The organism is Mesorhizobium sp. URHB0026 (genome assembly GCF_054059755.1).
Genome location: NZ_JBSSCN010000001.1, coordinates 1926651 through 1942510, shown reverse-complemented (window position 1 = coordinate 1942510; position 15860 = coordinate 1926651). Strand labels below are relative to the sequence as shown.

Genomic DNA, 15860 nt, shown 5'->3' with positions numbered 1-15860 from the left:
CGGTCCGAAAGACCGGCCACGAATGTGTGCAGTTCCCTAACGACTGAATTTGCGAAAAGCAAGCCGATCCGGCAAAGTTTTGTCGCTAGCCTGTCATGCGGCGATGCCGGCGCCGATTCCGGCACTTCGAGCCGCTGTGACCGGCCTGATCCAGATGTTCGGGAACTGTTGAGGAAAGCGGCGGGTCAGGAAGGGGTAATCCCGGGAAACGGCACGGAGCCGTCAGGCCGGGCGGCGCAGGCTGCCACGGGCCTGGTCGAGCCGCACCGGCTGGTCGGGGATGGTGACGGCGAATGTGGTGCGCCCGCCGATCGATTCGACCAATTCCACCGTGCCGCCATGCGCCCTGATCAGTTCATGCGCGATCGCCAGGCCAAGGCCGGTGCCGCCGCTGCGCGCCGAGCCGCGGAAGGCCGCGAACAGGTTTTCGCGCGCCTTCGGCGGCAGGCCGGGGCCGGTATCGGTGACTGCGATCCGGCTGACGCTGCCCATGCGCTCGGCCGAGACCGCCAGCCGCCGCACCACGGCGCTTTCGGTATCGGCCGCCATCGCCTGCACCGAGTTGCGGCAAAGATTGGTGAGCACACGGAAGAGCTGGTCGGAATCGGCATCCACCTCGAACGCCATCTCGACGGCGTTGATGAACTCGATGCCCTGCTCGATGTCGAGCAGGCCGTGCACGTCCTCGACCAGTTGGCGCAGCCTAACTCTGCGGCGCGACGGCGGCGGCTCCTGCGTGCGGCCGTAATGAAGCACGCCCTCCGAATAGGAGACGGCGCGGTCGAGCGCGCGCAACAGTTTCGGCGCGAAGGCCTGCACGGTCGGATCCTTGATCAGGCGAAGGCGGTCCGACATTAGCTGGGCGGAGGCCAGGATGTTGCGCATGTCGTGGTTGATCTTCGACACGGCGAGACCGAGGTCGGCCAGATGCTTCTGCTCGGCCAGCATCTTTTGCAGCCGCTCCTGCATCTGCGACAGTTCGCGCTCGGCCACCCCGATCTCGTCGGAACGGGCGGCGGGGCGGATGATCCGTCCAGGGTCGTCGGGAGCTTCCGAGAAGGAGAGCATCGAGCGCGTCATGGTGCGGATCGGCCCGATCATGATCAGGTCGATCGCCGCATAGACCAGCATGGCCGTGAACAGCGAGATCAATAGCGAGACGAAAGCGACGTTGCGCGAATAGATGAGCATGGCCTTGCGGAGCGAGTAGTCCGGCATGATCAGCTCGAACTCCTTATCACTGTCGCCGACGGGTCCGAAGACGCGCAGCATCCTGTCGCCACCGAAAAACAGCGTATCCAGCGCGCCGGTCATGCCCTTGACCATGCCGACGCTGGCGAGATCGATGTGTTCATCGACCTGCGGCGGCATGTCGGCCACCACCAGAAGCCGCGATACGCCGCCGTCGCGAACCGCGATCGCCTTGGCGCCGATCGCCATCAGCACGTCATTCTGGGCCGTACGCGACAGCGAGGTCGACTCGCCCTGCACCAGCACGATCGACACGGCTGCGGCCGTGCTCAGCCTCTCCTTGAGCCAGCTCAGCCGGTAGCTCGCGATCCAGGGCAGGAAGATGAGCACTTCGGCCAGCAGAACGAAAACGATGGTGAGCAGCAGCAGCTTCGTCGACAGACCGCGCGACAGTGGTACCGTGCGGACAGCGGCTGACGCCGGTCCGGTCCCTTCCCCTGCTTGGCTGGCTTCGCTCATGCGACTCGATCTTCACAATCACTTGATCAGCCAAGATTAGGCGATTACGGCTTTTTTGCCAATTTCTCCCTTGGTCGGAAAAATAGATGCTCCAAAACAGGTGCGTCCTTAGGGCGCCGACGCCGGATTGACTTCCAAAACCCTTCTTTCTATAAGCCCGCTCACGCTCGGGCCATTCGTCCCGGCGCGGTTTCGATCGCGCCAAAACCGGCCCGGCAAAGCTCCTGTTACAAAGTGACAGAATCAAGAAGGGCCGCACCCCGCGGTATTAAAACAAATGAAGCGTACCTACCAACCGTCCAAACTCGTCCGCAAACGCCGGCACGGCTTCCGTGCCCGCATGGCCACCAAGGGTGGCCGTGGCGTCGTCGCAGCTCGCCGCAACCGCGGCCGCAAGCGGCTCAGCGCCTAAGCGAGACGAGATCGTTGCCCGCAACCGGCAAGCCAGTGGGGCAAAATCCCGAGCGGCTTCTGAAACGCGCGGAATTCCTGGCCGTCCGTCGTGGTGAAAAGCGACGCGGACGGTTTTGCCTCGTCGAGGTCCTCGACCGCGGCGACGGCGGGGTGCCGCGCGTCGGCTACACCGTCACCAAGAAGGTCGGCAACGCCGTTGTGCGCAACCGCGTCAGGCGGCGGCTGAAAGAAGCCGTCCGCGTCCATGCCGCAGATGACATGGTGCCCGGCAATGATTATGTCATCGTCGGGCGCGACGATGCGCTGCGCGCCCCTTTCGGCCAGTTGAAGGCCGAACTCTCCCGCCGACTTCGCGGAACACGATAGGCCAAGGGCTCTCGATGGAAAACAACCGGAACTTCTTCATCACCATCGCCCTGTCGGTGCTGATCCTGGCGGTATGGCAGTACTTCTACGTGCTGCCGCGCAGCGAGGCGCAGCGCGAGGCCGCCAAGATCGAGCAGCAGCGCGTCGAGGAACAGAAGAAGGCGGCCGATGCGGCCAATCCGGGCGCATCGACACCGGCCCCAGGCACGACCGCCCCCGGTGCCATTCCCAACGCACCCGGCGGTGACGTGGTTACCGTGGCCGGCCGCGATCAGGCGCTGGCGTCATCCAAGCGAGTCAAGATCGACACGCCGAGCCTCGAGGGCTCGATCAATTTGACCGGCGCGCGGCTCGACGACCTCAAGCTCAAGCACTACACCGAGACCGTCGACAAGAATTCGCCCGAGATCGAACTGCTCAACCCGCAGGCGCTGCCCACCGGCTATTTCGCCGAGATCGGCTTTGTCGGCAACGACAAGACCGGCGCGGTGCCGGGTGCCGAAACGGCGTGGAGCCTGGACGGCAATCCGACGCTGACCCCGTCCACGCCGGTGACGCTCACCTACACCAATGACAAGGGCCTGACCTTCAAGCGCACCTTCTCCGTCGACGCAAATTACATGTTCACCGTGTCGGACACGGTGCAGAATTCCGGCTCGAGCGCGGTTTCGCTGTTCAATTATGGCCGTGTCACGCGCTATGACAAGCCGGCCGTCGCCAGCACCTATGTGCTGCATGAAGGCCTCATCGGCTTCACCGGCACGGAAGGCCTGCAGGAACACAAATACGCCTCGGTCGAGAAGGACAAGCAGTACCAGCCCGGCAAGTCGACAGACGGCTGGCTCGGCATCACCGACAAATATTGGGCCGTCACGCTGGTGCCGACCGAAAAGCAGCCGTTCCAGCCGCGCTATGCCTATTTCGAGGATGGCCGCCACCGTTACCAGTCCGACTTCCTGACCGACCCCATCAATGTAGAGGCCGGCCAGTCGGCGACCGTCGAGACCGAGGTCTTCGCCGGCGCCAAGGAAGTCGGCAAGATCAACGCCTATGCCGAAGACCGCCATATCAAGCGGTTCGACCTTTTGATCGACTGGGGCTGGTTCCACTTCATCACCAAGCCGATGTTCTGGCTGATCGACACGCTGTACAAGTTCCTCGGCAATTTCGGCCTGGCGATCCTGGCCACCACCGTCATCGTGAAGGCCATTTTCTTCCCGCTCGCCAACAAGTCCTACGCGTCGATGGCGAACATGAAGAAGGTGCAGCCCAAGATGCTCGAGATCCGTGAGAAATATGCGGACGACAAGATGAAGCAGCAGCAGGCCATGATGGAGCTGTACAAGACCGAGAAGATCAATCCGCTCGCCGGCTGCTGGCCGGTGGCACTGCAGATCCCGGTCTTCTTCTCTCTCTACAAGGTGCTCTACATCACCATCGAGATGCGGCACGCGCCGTTCTTCGGCTGGATCCAGGATCTGGCAGCGCCCGATCCGACCTCGATCTTCAATCTGTTCGGGCTCGTTCCGGTCACGCTGCCGCATATGCTGATGATCGGCGTGTGGCCGCTGATCATGGGTGTCACCATGTTCCTGCAGATGCGCATGAACCCGACCCCGCCGGATCCGACGCAGGCTGCGATCTTCACCTGGATGCCGGTCATCTTCACCTTCATGATGGCTGGTTTCCCGGCAGGTCTCGTCATCTACTGGGCCTGGAACAACACGCTGTCGATCCTGCAGCAGGGCGTGATCATGAAGCGGCAAGGCGCCAAGATCGAGCTGTGGGACAATCTGGTTGCGCTGTTCCGCAAGAAACCTTCGCCGGCGGAATAGCCGGCGCCTCTTTGGCAAGAGAGCCCGCCCCGGCCGGCTGAGCCATAAAGTTGGGCGGTCTCGGCAAGCAAGCAGATTTGACGGCTGGGTCCTGTGATCTACAGGACTCAGCTTTTTCGTTTCAGCGATTCGGCGGCCCGGCACGCGATAAGAACAGGGACCGGGCCGGCATATTCCTGGTCTCCGTCATTGCCGGCAAATCAGCCGAACCTCGCCGCTGCCGGATTGTCCCGCATGGAACATAACCTGCGTTCAAGAGTTCGCGCAAAAGGCTTCCTAAGCTCCCGTGGGAGGATCAGGTCGGCGCGCCCCTCCAAGGCAGTGCAAAGAATCGACCTCATCACATGCTACTTGCAGAGAGGCATTCCGATGAGCAGCAACATTCACCCAAAGACAGCCAAGCCCACCAACAAGGATTTGAAGCAGAATCCCGGAATCGGCGCCTCCAGGGGCACGATCAAGGGAGGCAATCTTCTGGACGAGGACGAGGAACTGGACGGCGAGAACACTTTCAAGGGAGATGTCGATAACGGCACCACGCCGCAAGGCGGCGTCAATCCCCGACAGACCGGGCGAACCAACCGATAAGCCTGCGCGATCGGCGTGGGCTGCCGTGGAAGATAGGATGTCCGTGCCCGGGAGCCGGGAGTGCGAATGCCACCGAAAACGACTTCGCTCTTGAGATGACGTCGATCCGATCAATCGCCTGATTGGAGACTCTCATGCTGGATTTCGAGCACGCCAGGCATCGGATGGTGGAGGCGCACATCGCGCGCCGTGGAGTGCATGACAAGCGGGTTCTGAATGCGGTGCGCCGGGTTGCGCGAGAGCAATTCGTCGACGAGGGTTTCGAGGAATTCGCCTATGAGGACAGCCCGCTGCCGATCGGCAGCGGACAGACGATCTCGCAACCCTTCATCGTGGCGAAAATGGCGGAGACGGCCGAGATCGAGGCGACCGATCGCGTGCTGGAAATCGGCACCGGCTCGGGCTACGCGGCGGCCGTGCTGGCCGAACTTGCTGAACACGTCTTCACCATCGAGCGGCATCGATCGCTCGCGCAGCGGGCGGAGCGGCGGCTCAATGCCGCCGGGTATCGAAATATCGAGGTCAGGGTCGGCGACGGCACAAAGGGCTGGCAGGAAAAGGCACCCTTTGACGCCATCGTCGTCGCGGCCGCCGGAACGTCCATCCCCCTCGGCTTGCAGGAGCAGTTGGAGATCGGCGGCAGGCTGATCATCCCGGTCGGTGAAGACCTCTACTCCCAGCGGCTCATTCGCGTCACGCGGATTGCTGCAAACAAATTCGAGGAAGAGGACCTCGGTGGTGTCATGTTCGTGCCGCTGATCGGCGAGCATAGCGGGCACGACGAAAACCCTTCGGTGCGCGAGGCACGCTCTCCTGCATTGCCGCAGCGAATTGCGCGGGCGGCCGAAGATTTGCCGCAGATCGACGATCCGGCCTTCGGCGCAATGTTCGATCGGTTCGGCAGCCGGCGCGTCGTCCTGCTCGGGGAAGCGAGCCACGGCACTTCGGAATTTTATCGTGCCCGTGCGGCTGTCACCCGACGCCTCCTCCAGCGACACGGCTTCACCATCGTGGCTGTCGAGGCGGACTGGCCGGATGCGGCGCAGATCAACCGGTATGTTCGCGGAGGGGAGCGGCAGTCGGATGCGCAGCCGCTCTTCCGGCGCTTCCCGACCTGGATGTGGCGCAACACCGAGGTGTCCGAATTCATCGGCTGGCTGCGTGAACACAACCGGAATGTGTTCGATCATGCGCGGAAAGCAGGCTTCTATGGGCTCGATCTCTACAATATGAGCGGCTCGATCGCCACGGTGCTTGCCTACCTGGACAAGGTCGATCCCGAAGCGGCCGCCGTCGCCCGCGAGCGCTATGGCTGTCTGATGCCCTGGCAGAACGAGCCCACCACCTACGGACGCGCGGCGCTGCGGCCGGGCTACAGAACCTGCGAAGAGGCCGTTGTGCGACAGTGCATGGACCTGTTCGAGCGATCCATGACGGAGGACGACGGCGATCTCCTCGACGCCAAGCAGAGTGCACGTCTGGTCGCATCGGCCGAGCGCTACTACCGTGTGATGTATTATGGTGGCGCCGAGATCTGGAACCTCCGCGATCGGCACATGTTCGAAACGCTTGGTCAGCTTCTCGACGCGCATGGGCCGGACTCGAAGGCCGTGGTCTGGGCGCATAACTCGCATATCGGGGACGCGCGGCATACCGACATGGGCACTGTCCGTGACGAGCTGAACGTCGGTCAGCTCTGCCGGGAGCGCTTTGGTGACCAGACGGCGCTGATCGGCTTCGGGACGGATACCGGTACTGTCGCCTGTGCCTCGGATTGGGACTGTGAGATGGAGGTAAAGGACCTGAATCCATCGCTGCCGGGCAGCTTCGAGCGGCTGTGTCACGAGAGCGGCAAATCGTCGTTCCTGCTGGATTTTGGGCGCCATTGCCAGCTCGGCGACGATCTGGCGGCGCCGGGACCGGAACGTTATATCGGCGTCATCTACAGGCCGGAGACTGAACGGCTCAGCCATTACATGGACTCGTCCGTCTCCCGCCAGTTCGACGCCTTCGTGTGGTTCGATCGAACGTCCGCGGTCACGCCGCTCAGCAAGCCGGCTGGCAGCATCGGCAAGGTACCGGATACATTCCCCTTCGGCATCTGAATGTCCGGACTTAATTCCAGTGCCTGACGGGTCGGCCTGTCCTCAATGCGCAGCCCGTGGAAAAAGCTTGGTGCGTCCAGGTATTTTCTTAGAGCAGGCCTCCGTTCACGTTCCCGTGATCGACGAAACTGCGAGCACTCGCGGGGCGTGACTGCTTGTGCGTTTCCAAAGGCTATCAATTCCGATCAGCCCTCACCGGAGGAAGACCACATGCGCTTGCCCACATTCAGGACCATCGCCGTATCAGCCCTTGTAGCCGGCATGGCGATTGCCGCCCCAGCCTACGCCAAGAACCCGAATGTCGGCGGCGCGCCGATGTACGACACCAAGAACATCGTGCAGAACGCGGTCAAGTCGAAGGATCACACGACGCTGGTCGCCGCCGTGAAGGCCGCCGGCCTGGTCGACACGTTGCAAAGCGCGGGCCCGTTCACCGTGTTCGCCCCGACCAACGAAGCTTTCGCGGTACTGCCCGCCGGCACCGTCGATACGTTGCTGAAGCCCGAGAACAAGGACAAGCTCACCAAGGTGCTGACCGCGCATGTCGTGGCTGGCAAGATTTCAGGCGCCGAGATGATGAAGAAGGCGAAGGCGATGGGCGGCAAATACGAGATGAAGACCGTCTCCGGCGACACGCTCACCGCCGAGATCAAGAAAGGCAAGCTCTACATCATGGACGAGTCCGGCGGCGAGGCGAAGGTGACGATCGCCGACGTCAACCAATCGAACGGCGTCATTCACGTCGTCAACAAGGTGCTGTTGCCGAAGTAACGGCTTCTGGCGAAAGGGGGCGTTGGCAGGCCGTTGGGGCTTTCTCGGTCCGCCATCCCCGCCTCGTGACGAGGTGCCATGTTTCTTGGGAAGCCGTATCGGCGGGGCCGGGGTCCTGTCGTCCCTCACGGGACCCCGGTTTCTTTTTACGCCCTGTGAGGACGAATAGGCGTGAGCGGCGCTCAATTTCCGACCGCTTCCACCGCGTCACTCCATGACAGCGCTGTGGTCGATCTTGGCCGGCGTTCCGGTTTGCGTAGCAGGAGCACCAGCGGGATGGCAGCCAGCGAGAGGATCAGCCGCCGCAGTTCTGCACGTTTAGCTGGGATCTCCACACGATGGCCGGCGATCAGAAGGTCGTCGAAGGCAGCTTCATGCTGCCGCCCGGAGCGTCGAACGTGCAAGTCTATCAGGGCAGTGGGTTCGACAGCGCGCCGTCCCATCCGATCGTGATCTGCCGCGGCAACAAATGAGCAGTCGAGCAAGGAAGGCTCGCTCGTCAGCCGATTGATGCTATAGGGCGGATCACGTTATTTTGACCAGGCGCGCGGATTGCGGATCGGCGTGGCTGTCACTTCCTGGACGGACTTCGACATGGACGGACCCAACCCCGGCATCAAGCACCCGATCCCGATGCACACGCGCGTCGGCTTCCTGAAGCCTCTGGTGACAGTGCCGAATATCGAGATCGGCGACTTCACCTATTATGACGACCCCGACGGGCCGGACAAGTTCGCCGAAAAATGCGTGCTGCATCACTATCCATTCATCGGCGACAAGCTCATCATCGGCAAGTTCTGCGCCATAGCCGAAGGCGCGCGCTTCATCATGAACGGCGCCAACCACGCCATGTCCGGCTTTTCGACCTATCCGTTCAACATCTTCGGTCATGGTTGGGAAAACGGTTTTGACCCGGCCACGTGGTCGAAGGAAGTGCGCGGCGACACGAAGGTCGGCAGCGATGTCTGGATCGGCATGGAGGCTGTGATCCTGCCCGGCGTGGAAATCGGACATGGCGCCATCGTCGGCGCCAAATCGGTGGTGACGCACGATGTGCCGCCCTATGCGATCGTCGCCGGCAACGCGGCGAAAGTGGTCAAGACGCGTTTCAACGACAGGACGATCCGGCGGCTGCTGGCAGTGGCATGGTGGGATTGGCCTGTGGACAAGATCGGCCGCAACCTCGACGCCATCAGGGGCGCCGATATTTCTCTTCTGGAGGCAGCAGCTTGAACGTTCCCAACAGCACCGCGATCGGCACCGACCTGTTCACGCGCGGGTGGATCTTCATCCGCGGCGTGCCGGCCATGAAGTTCCTGCCGCCGGAGGGGCCGCCCGAGATTGCCTTTGCCGGCCGCTCCAATGTCGGCAAGTCGTCGCTGATCAATGCCCTGGTCAACCAGAAGGGCCTGGCGCGCACCTCCAATACGCCGGGGCGCACGCAGGAGCTCAACTATTTCGTGCCGGATGGATTTTCGGGTGAGGGCGCCGACCTGCCGCCAATGGCGCTGGTCGACATGCCGGGCTACGGCTATGCCACCGCGCCCAAGGAGAAGGTCGACGAGTGGACGAAGCTGGTCTTCGACTATCTCAAGGGCCGGGTCACGCTGAAGCGGGTTTATGTGCTGATCGATGCCCGCCACGGCATCAAGGCCAAGGACGACGAAGTGCTGTCGCTGCTCGACAAGGCCGCGGTGTCCTACCAGGTCGTGCTGACCAAGACCGACAAGATCAAGGCCGCCGGCGTGCCGCGGCTGATCGAGGAGACGCTGGCCAAGATCAAGAAACGTCCCGCGGCGTTCCCGTTCGTGCTGGCGACGTCGTCGGAAAAAGGCGAAGGCCTGGAGGATTTGCAGGCCGCGATCGTGCTCGCCGCCAATGGCGGCTAGAGCCGCATGATTCAAGGTCAAGTCGGCCTGAAATTCGAACCCGTTTCTAAATCAAAGATATAGAGCATGACGTCTTCCGAAAAGCGCTTCAAACTTTTTGGCACTATGTTCTAATCGTGGTGTGCGCATCCGTTGACCGGGCCTCGGCAATTCGTCAGCATCGCAGCGTCGTTTGAGGGCATTCGGATGCGTATCGTTTTTCGTTGTGATCCCGCGCTTGCCGAAACGCTGCCCCGGCCGGTTCCGGCGCGCGGCCTGCTGCCTGACTGGCTGCGCAAGATGCCTCCAAAAGCCTTCTCGGAAATCCATGGGCGAGAAATCCGGACGGTAAAGCAGTGCCCGCCCTTCATCGATGCCATGACACATGGCTTCATGATCCTGCTGCCATGCGATGTGACAGTGGAGAACGGCGCCTTTGAATGGCGATGGGACATCGCCGAGCCGTCAACGAAGGGTCATCCGCGTTCGCCGCTCAGCTTCCATGTCGCCGAACAGCTCGCCGGAGCACCGCTCTCGAATGGGCTTGCGGCCATAAAGTTCAACAGTTTCTGGACGATCGAACTGGAGGAAGGCTGGTCCCTCTTCGCCACTCATCCAGTCAACCGCGATGATCTTCCTTTCCGACTGGTGACTGGTGTTGTGGATGCTGACCATTTCCAGGACGCCGGCATCAATTTCCCGGCAATTTGGACCGACCAGGGTTTCTCGGGCGTACTGGCGAAGGGCACGCCGGTTGCGCAATGCTTTCCCGTGCCACGCGCCGCGCCCGAACTCGTTTTCGAAAGCTTCAACGCCGTGCGCAAGGCTTCCTACGAAAAGACGGTCGCCGATGTTCTTGCCAAGCCCGGCGTCTACCGGAAGCAGTTTCGCGTAAAGCGCGCCCGCTAGAACTTTTCCTGGAGCTCTCTAGCCGCCAAGCAAGCCCTTCAACGTTTCGCGGTCGACCCAAAGCTTGCCATGCGGCGCTGACGTCAGGGCCATCGCGATAATGCCGAATGTCGTGGCGCGCTGCTCGTAGGCCGATCGATAGGCCTCCATCGCGGCGTCCATATCGCCCGTCTCCTGCAGCGCCACCCCAAGGTTGACCGCCGCCTCGGCGTCGTCGGGACGTATCTCCAAGGCTTGGCGATAGGCGGCCGCTGCCCCCACATGATCATGCAGATCCTGCCTGACAAGGGCGAGATCGAACCATGCCGATGCCGGCGCGTCGCCGTTTACGGCCCGCTCCAGCAAAGGTGCCGCATCGGCAGGCATTCCGTCCTCGAACAGCATGCGGCCCAGACGCGCCGCCGCTTCCGCCGACAAGGGATCGGCAAGTGTCACCTGCCGCCACGCCTCGAGCGCCCGCATCCGGTCGCCCGCCTCATCGAGCGTTCGAGCCCGCTCGACAAGCACGGCAGCGTCAGGCGCCAATGCCGCCGCACGTGAAAGATGGGACAGCGCCTCGTCAAAATCCCGTGCCGCCCGCGCCAAGCGGCCGGCGAGCAATTGAGCGGATGGGTTGTCCGCCCTGACCGCCAGACTTGCATGAATATGGATGCGGGCTCCCGATATCTCTCCCTTGGCGAAAAGAAGTGCAGCCATAAGGTGGTTGAGAGCCGGGTCGTCCGCGGTCCGGCCAAGAGCCTCCTCGCAAAGCAGCCGCGCCTGCTCGTGGCGGCCGGCGTTGAAGTCCGTCACGATGCGCCGCATCTGATCCTGAAGCTTAGGATCGCCCATACCGATCCGCCTTCACACCTGCGGCAGGGCTTTTTCGTCCTCGACGAGCCTTTGGGTGCCGTAGGCTTTCAGGAACATGTCGACGCCCGACCTGACGATGTGGTCGATCTCGTCCTGGGTCGGAGCCTTGGTGCGATAGGCGAAGATGCACTGCCGGAAAAGACCGGCAAGGCACAGTTCGGTGAACTGATAGGCGGCGAGGTCGACGTCGTCGATCTCCAGCAGGCCGCGCTCGATGGCGGCGTTGAGAAACGTCACCACCTTGTCATGGCCGCGCTTGGGTCCGCGTTCGTAAAAGCGAGCGCCCATGTCGGGTATCCTGTCGGAGGCGCCGATCACCGTACGCTGCGCCTGGATGACCCTGGCCGAGGTGATCTTCATCGACAGAACCTTGCCGAACTTCACCAGCGTCTGGCGCAAGTCGTCGGCGCGATCGAGCATGTCGTACATGTTCTTGAAGATGGTGCCGCGCTCTTCCTCGATCAGCGCTTCGAACAGCTCTTCCTTGTTGGCGAAGTAGACGTAGATGGTGCCCTTCGAGACGCCGGCCTCGCGGGTGATATCGTTCATCGAGGCGGCCTCGAAGCCCTTTTCGATGAAGACACGACGGGCGCCATCGATGATCTGGCTGCGCTTGGCCGGATCCTGTCCCGCGGCCGGGCGGCCGCGGCGCAGACCGTCCAGCAGGTCTTCGCACGGATCGGTTTCGGTGTTGCGCACAATCTCAACCATAAAAGTCAGACCTCGAAATAATTCGAACCAACCGGTTCGATTGCCCCTTGATATGGTCTTCTTTACGCGCTATGTCAACGGCCTGATCGAACCGAACGGTTCAGTATTATAACTTTAGAGAGTTGTCATGTCCTCGACCGCGCCAACATCAGCAGAAGTCCGCCCTTTCCCCAATGCCAAGGTCGCGCCGGCGACGGAAGCCCCTGAAATTCCCCTCCGGCCGGTCATCGCACCGCCGCCGGCGGAAGAAGCTCCGGCCAAGAAGAAGCGCTCGGTGCGCTCTTTCCTGCTGCCGATCATCGGCCTTGCCCTTCTGAGCGGCGGCGCCTGGTATGGCTATGACTACTGGATCTCGGGCCGCTTCATGATCTCGACGGATGACGCTTATGTCCAGGCCGACATGGCGTTCGTCTCGCCCAAGATTTCCGGGTATGTCGACCAGGTCCTGGTCAGCGAGAACCAGAAGGTCAAGGCCGGCGATCCGCTTCTGACGATCGACGCCGGCGACTACAAGATCGCCGTTGCCCAGGCCGAGGCGCAGATCGCCACGCTGGCCAAGACACTCGACCGCATCGACGCGCAGACCAAGGCCGCGCAGGCCTCCCTGCAGCAGGCGCAGGCGCAGAAGGTCGCAGATCGGGCCGCCGCCGACAATGCCGGCCGTGCCCAGCAGCGCGCCGCGCAACTGGTCAAGACCCATGTCGGCACGCAGGCACAGCTGGACGACGCCCAGACCGCGCTCGACCAGGCCAATGCCGCGCTCGTCGGCGCCGACGCGCAGATCGCCGCCGCGCAGGCCAATATCGGTGTGCTCGAGGCACAGCGCGCGGAATCCGCCAGCACGCTGGCATCCCTGCAGCTCGGCCGTGACAAGGCCGCGCGCGACCTCTCCTTCACGGTGCTCAAGGCGCCTTATGACGGCGTTGTCGGCAACCGCTCCGTAGAACAGGGCGATCTGGTCAGCCCCGGCCAGAAGCTCGCCGTGGTCGTCCCTATGGACAAGCTATACATCGTCGCCAACTTCAAGGAGACGCAGCTTGCTAGGCTCGTGCCCGGCGAAAGGGTCAACATCTCGGTCGACGCTATCGACGGGCAGCCCATCCAAGGGACTGTCTCCTCGCTGGCGCCGGCCTCGGGCGCGGTGTTCTCGCTGCTGCCGCCGGAAAACGCCACCGGCAACTTCACCAAGGTGGTGCAGCGCGTCCCGGTCCGCATCGACGTGCCGGCCGATGCGCTGAAGACCGGCAAGCTGCGCGCGGGCTTGAGCGTCGTCGTCGCCGTCGACAGCCGTACCGCGCCTGCCGTCACCAGTAACTGATCGCTTTTCGGAGGGCGGCTTGGTGGCTGACTGATGCACCGAGCCGCCCGGCCTGCCCTCAACGAGGCCCCAAGGAGGGCCAGGAAATGGCAACCGCAACCATCACCGCAGGATCGCCGCCGGCAATGCCGGCTGCCCCCGACACGATCTCGACACGCCGCGTCATCGCCTTCCTGGCGATGGTGTTCGGCATGTTCATGGCGATCCTCGACATCCAGATCGTTTCGGCCTCACTGGCCGAGATCCAGGCCGGTCTCAGCGCCAGCTCCGACGAGATCCCGTGGGTGCAGACGGCCTATCTGATCGCCGAGGTGGTCATGATCCCGCTGTCGGGCTTCCTCAGCCGGATGCTGTCGACGCGCGTGCTGTTCACCGTCGCGGCGGCGGGCTTCACCGCGGCGAGCGCCCTTGCCGCGACCGCCACCAACATCGACCAGATGATCGTCTACCGCGCCGTGCAGGGCTTCATCGGCGGCGGCATGATCCCGAGCGTTTTCGCCGCGGCTTTCACCATCTTCCCGCCCTCGCGCCGCGCCATCGTCTCGCCGATGATCGGCCTGGTGGCGGACGCTGGCGCCGACCATCGGCCCGACCGTCGGCGGCTATATCAGCCACGCCTTTTCCTGGCACTGGCTGTTCCTGGTCAATGTCGTGCCTGGCATCCTGGTAGCGACCGCGGCCTGGTCGCTGATCGATTTCGACAAGCCCAATCTCAAGCTGTTCTCGAAGTTCGATTGGTGGGGCCTTGCCGGCATGGCCGCCTTCCTCGGCTGCATGGAATACGTGCTTGAAGAAGGCCCGAACAATGACTGGCTGCAGGACCAGGGCGTCTTCATCTGCGCCATCGTCATGACCATCGGCGCGGTGATCTTCTTCTGGCGCGTCTTCACCGCCGAGGAGCCGATCGTCGATCTCAGGGCGTTCAGCAACATCAACTTCGCCTTCGGCTCGCTGTTTTCCTTTGTCATCGGCATCGGTCTCTATGGCCTGACCTATCTCTATCCGGTTTTTCTTGGTCGCATCCGCGGTTACGACTCGATGATGATCGGCGAAGCGCTGTTCGTCAGCGGCTTGGCCATGTTCGTCACCGCGCCCATATCCGGCATCCTGTCGAGCAAGATGGACCTGCGGCTGATGATGATGATCGGCCTGTTCGGCTTCGCCGCCGGTACCTGGTGGATGACGCACCTGACCGCGGACTGGGATTTCTACGAGCTGCTCATTCCGCAGATCCTGCGCGGCTGTTCGATGATGCTGTGCATGGTGCCGATCAACAACATCGCGCTCGGCACCTTGCCGCCGGACCGGTTGAAGAATGCGTCGGGACTGTTCAATCTGACCCGCAACCTCGGCGGCGCCGTCGGCCTCGCCGTCATCAACACGGTGCTGATCGACCGCAATGCCTTCCACTATGCCCGGCTCTCCGAGCATGTGCAGTGGGGCAGTGCCGCCGCGCAGACCAAGCTGCAGAACATGACGCTGAATTTCGAGCAGACCACCGGCCTCGACGCCCCCAGTGCCGCGATCTCCAAGCTGTCGGGCATGGTCCAGCAACAGGCGGCGCTGCTGTCCTTCATGGACGTGTTCTATCTGCTGACCGTGCTGTTCGGGACGCTGGGTTTCTTCACCATGCTGATCAAGAAGCCGGCCGCGCCAGGTGGTGGCGGAGGCGGCGGGCACTGAAGCAAAGGAATCGTGGCAACGGTTTTCGGGAAGCTCCTCCAGTCCACGCCCGAAAAGCCCTGACCACGCAAAAAACTCCGGGCCGCAAAGCCCGGAGTTTTTTATTGCCTTGGGTCGTCAGGCGGTGGCGGGCTTGAAGGTCAGCGCCACCCCATTGATGCAGTGGCGCAAGCCGGTCGGCGCCGGACCGTCGTCGAAGACATGGCCGAGATGACCGCCGCAACGGCGGCAATGCACTTCGGTGCGGGTCATGCCCAGCGACCGGTCCTCGGTCTTGCCGATGCCATTGGCGATCTCTTGCCAGAAACTCGGCCAGCCGGTACCGGAATCGAATTTCGTCTCAGAGGGATAAACCGGCAGGTCGCAGCCGGCGCAGGCGAAGATGCCCTTGCGGTGTTCGTTGAGCAGCGGGCTGGTGCCTGGATATTCAGTGCCTTCCTTGCGCAGCACGTTGAAGGCGGCCGGCGACAGGATGGCTTTCCACTCATCGTCGGTCTTGGTGACCTCGAATTTTTCGGCGGCCTGCGCGGCCTGCGGGCTGCCCATGCGCAGCATTGCCGCCGCGGCCCCAATGGCGCCGATGGCGGCGGCGCCGCTCAAAAGAAAGTCGCGACGATTCATGACCAGTTCCTCCTGTCGTCTGTTTTGCCAAACTATGCCGCCGCCCGAAAGTCAAAAGCCGGTGACGGATGCCCCAAACGACACTCCGCGTCGTCCACTTTTGATCGTG

15 protein-coding genes and 1 pseudogene are annotated in these 15860 nt (G+C 62.7%); 12 read left to right on the top strand and 4 right to left on the bottom strand.

The genetic code is table 11. The features are described 5' to 3' along the window. Nucleotides 1-222 precede the first annotated feature (222 nt). On the bottom strand, nucleotides 223-1710 hold the full coding sequence (locus ACVWWD_RS09875; protein ID WP_023781793.1) for an ATP-binding protein: 1488 nt from the start codon (nucleotides 1708-1710) through the stop codon (nucleotides 223-225). A gap of 277 nt (nucleotides 1711-1987) precedes the next feature. Between ACVWWD_RS09875 and rpmH the strand changes: the two genes are divergently transcribed. The 10 genes from rpmH to ACVWWD_RS09825 all read left to right on the top strand — a co-directional run bounded on the left by rpmH (nucleotide 1988) and on the right by ACVWWD_RS09825 (nucleotide 10566). Further along, nucleotides 1988-2122, top strand: coding sequence for a 50S ribosomal protein L34 (gene rpmH / locus ACVWWD_RS09870; protein WP_008833937.1), 135 nt, complete (start codon nucleotides 1988-1990; stop codon nucleotides 2120-2122). Nucleotides 2123-2136: 14 nt separating this feature from the next. Then, on the top strand, nucleotides 2137-2490 hold the full coding sequence (rnpA, locus tag ACVWWD_RS09865; RefSeq protein ID WP_352550097.1) for a ribonuclease P protein component: 354 nt from the start codon (nucleotides 2137-2139) through the stop codon (nucleotides 2488-2490). 14 nt (nucleotides 2491-2504) lie between these two features. After that, nucleotides 2505-4325, top strand: a complete 1821-nt coding sequence (gene yidC / locus ACVWWD_RS09860; protein ID WP_352550098.1) for a membrane protein insertase YidC — start codon at nucleotides 2505-2507, stop codon at nucleotides 4323-4325. Between the two features lie 369 nt (nucleotides 4326-4694). Further along, entirely contained in the window at nucleotides 4695-4913 is a 219-nt protein-coding gene (locus ACVWWD_RS09855; protein ID WP_023772314.1) for a hypothetical protein, read from the top strand. 134 nt (nucleotides 4914-5047) lie between these two features. Next, nucleotides 5048-7018 (top strand): protein-L-isoaspartate(D-aspartate) O-methyltransferase, encoded by a 1971-nt coding sequence (locus tag ACVWWD_RS09850; RefSeq protein WP_352550099.1) that lies wholly within the window; start codon nucleotides 5048-5050, stop codon nucleotides 7016-7018. Between the two features lie 210 nt (nucleotides 7019-7228). Then, a complete protein-coding gene (locus ACVWWD_RS09845; RefSeq protein ID WP_352550100.1) occupies nucleotides 7229-7789 on the top strand; it encodes a fasciclin domain-containing protein in 561 nt (186 codons plus the stop codon). 338 nt (nucleotides 7790-8127) lie between these two features. Next, nucleotides 8128-8262 carry a hypothetical protein gene (locus ACVWWD_RS09840; protein WP_352550101.1) on the top strand — a complete coding sequence of 45 codons (135 nt, stop codon included), beginning with the start codon at nucleotides 8128-8130 and terminating at the stop codon, nucleotides 8260-8262. A gap of 121 nt (nucleotides 8263-8383) precedes the next feature. Beyond that, nucleotides 8384-9022, top strand: coding sequence for a CatB-related O-acetyltransferase (locus ACVWWD_RS09835; protein ID WP_023781796.1), 639 nt, complete (start codon nucleotides 8384-8386; stop codon nucleotides 9020-9022). Next, a complete protein-coding gene (gene yihA / locus ACVWWD_RS09830; RefSeq protein WP_023772309.1) occupies nucleotides 9019-9678 on the top strand; it encodes a ribosome biogenesis GTP-binding protein YihA/YsxC in 660 nt (219 codons plus the stop codon). Before ACVWWD_RS09835 ends, yihA begins: the two co-directional genes overlap by 4 nt. Nucleotides 9679-9864: 186 nt before the next feature. Next, nucleotides 9865-10566, top strand: a complete 702-nt coding sequence (locus tag ACVWWD_RS09825) for a hypothetical protein (protein WP_352550102.1) — start codon at nucleotides 9865-9867, stop codon at nucleotides 10564-10566. A gap of 18 nt (nucleotides 10567-10584) precedes the next feature. Here ACVWWD_RS09825 and ACVWWD_RS09820 read toward each other — a convergent pair whose 3' ends face one another. Both ACVWWD_RS09820 and ACVWWD_RS09815 read right to left on the bottom strand, forming a co-directional pair. Next, on the bottom strand, nucleotides 10585-11397 hold the full coding sequence (locus ACVWWD_RS09820; RefSeq protein WP_352550103.1) for a tetratricopeptide repeat protein: 813 nt from the start codon (nucleotides 11395-11397) through the stop codon (nucleotides 10585-10587). A 12-nt stretch (nucleotides 11398-11409) separates the two neighbouring features. Then, a complete protein-coding gene (locus ACVWWD_RS09815) occupies nucleotides 11410-12129 on the bottom strand; it encodes a TetR/AcrR family transcriptional regulator (RefSeq protein ID WP_023781799.1) in 720 nt (239 codons plus the stop codon). A 127-nt stretch (nucleotides 12130-12256) separates the two neighbouring features. Between ACVWWD_RS09815 and ACVWWD_RS09810 the strand changes: the two genes are divergently transcribed. Continuing rightward, a complete protein-coding gene (locus ACVWWD_RS09810; RefSeq protein ID WP_352550104.1) occupies nucleotides 12257-13447 on the top strand; it encodes an HlyD family secretion protein in 1191 nt (396 codons plus the stop codon). Nucleotides 13448-13533: 86 nt separating this feature from the next. Next, nucleotides 13534-15130, top strand: a pseudogene (locus ACVWWD_RS09805) (DHA2 family efflux MFS transporter permease subunit). Between the two features lie 117 nt (nucleotides 15131-15247). Here the strand turns inward: ACVWWD_RS09805 and msrB are convergent. Continuing rightward, entirely contained in the window at nucleotides 15248-15751 is a 504-nt protein-coding gene (msrB, locus tag ACVWWD_RS09800) for a peptide-methionine (R)-S-oxide reductase MsrB (protein WP_023781801.1), read from the bottom strand. Nucleotides 15752-15860 lie beyond the last annotated feature (109 nt).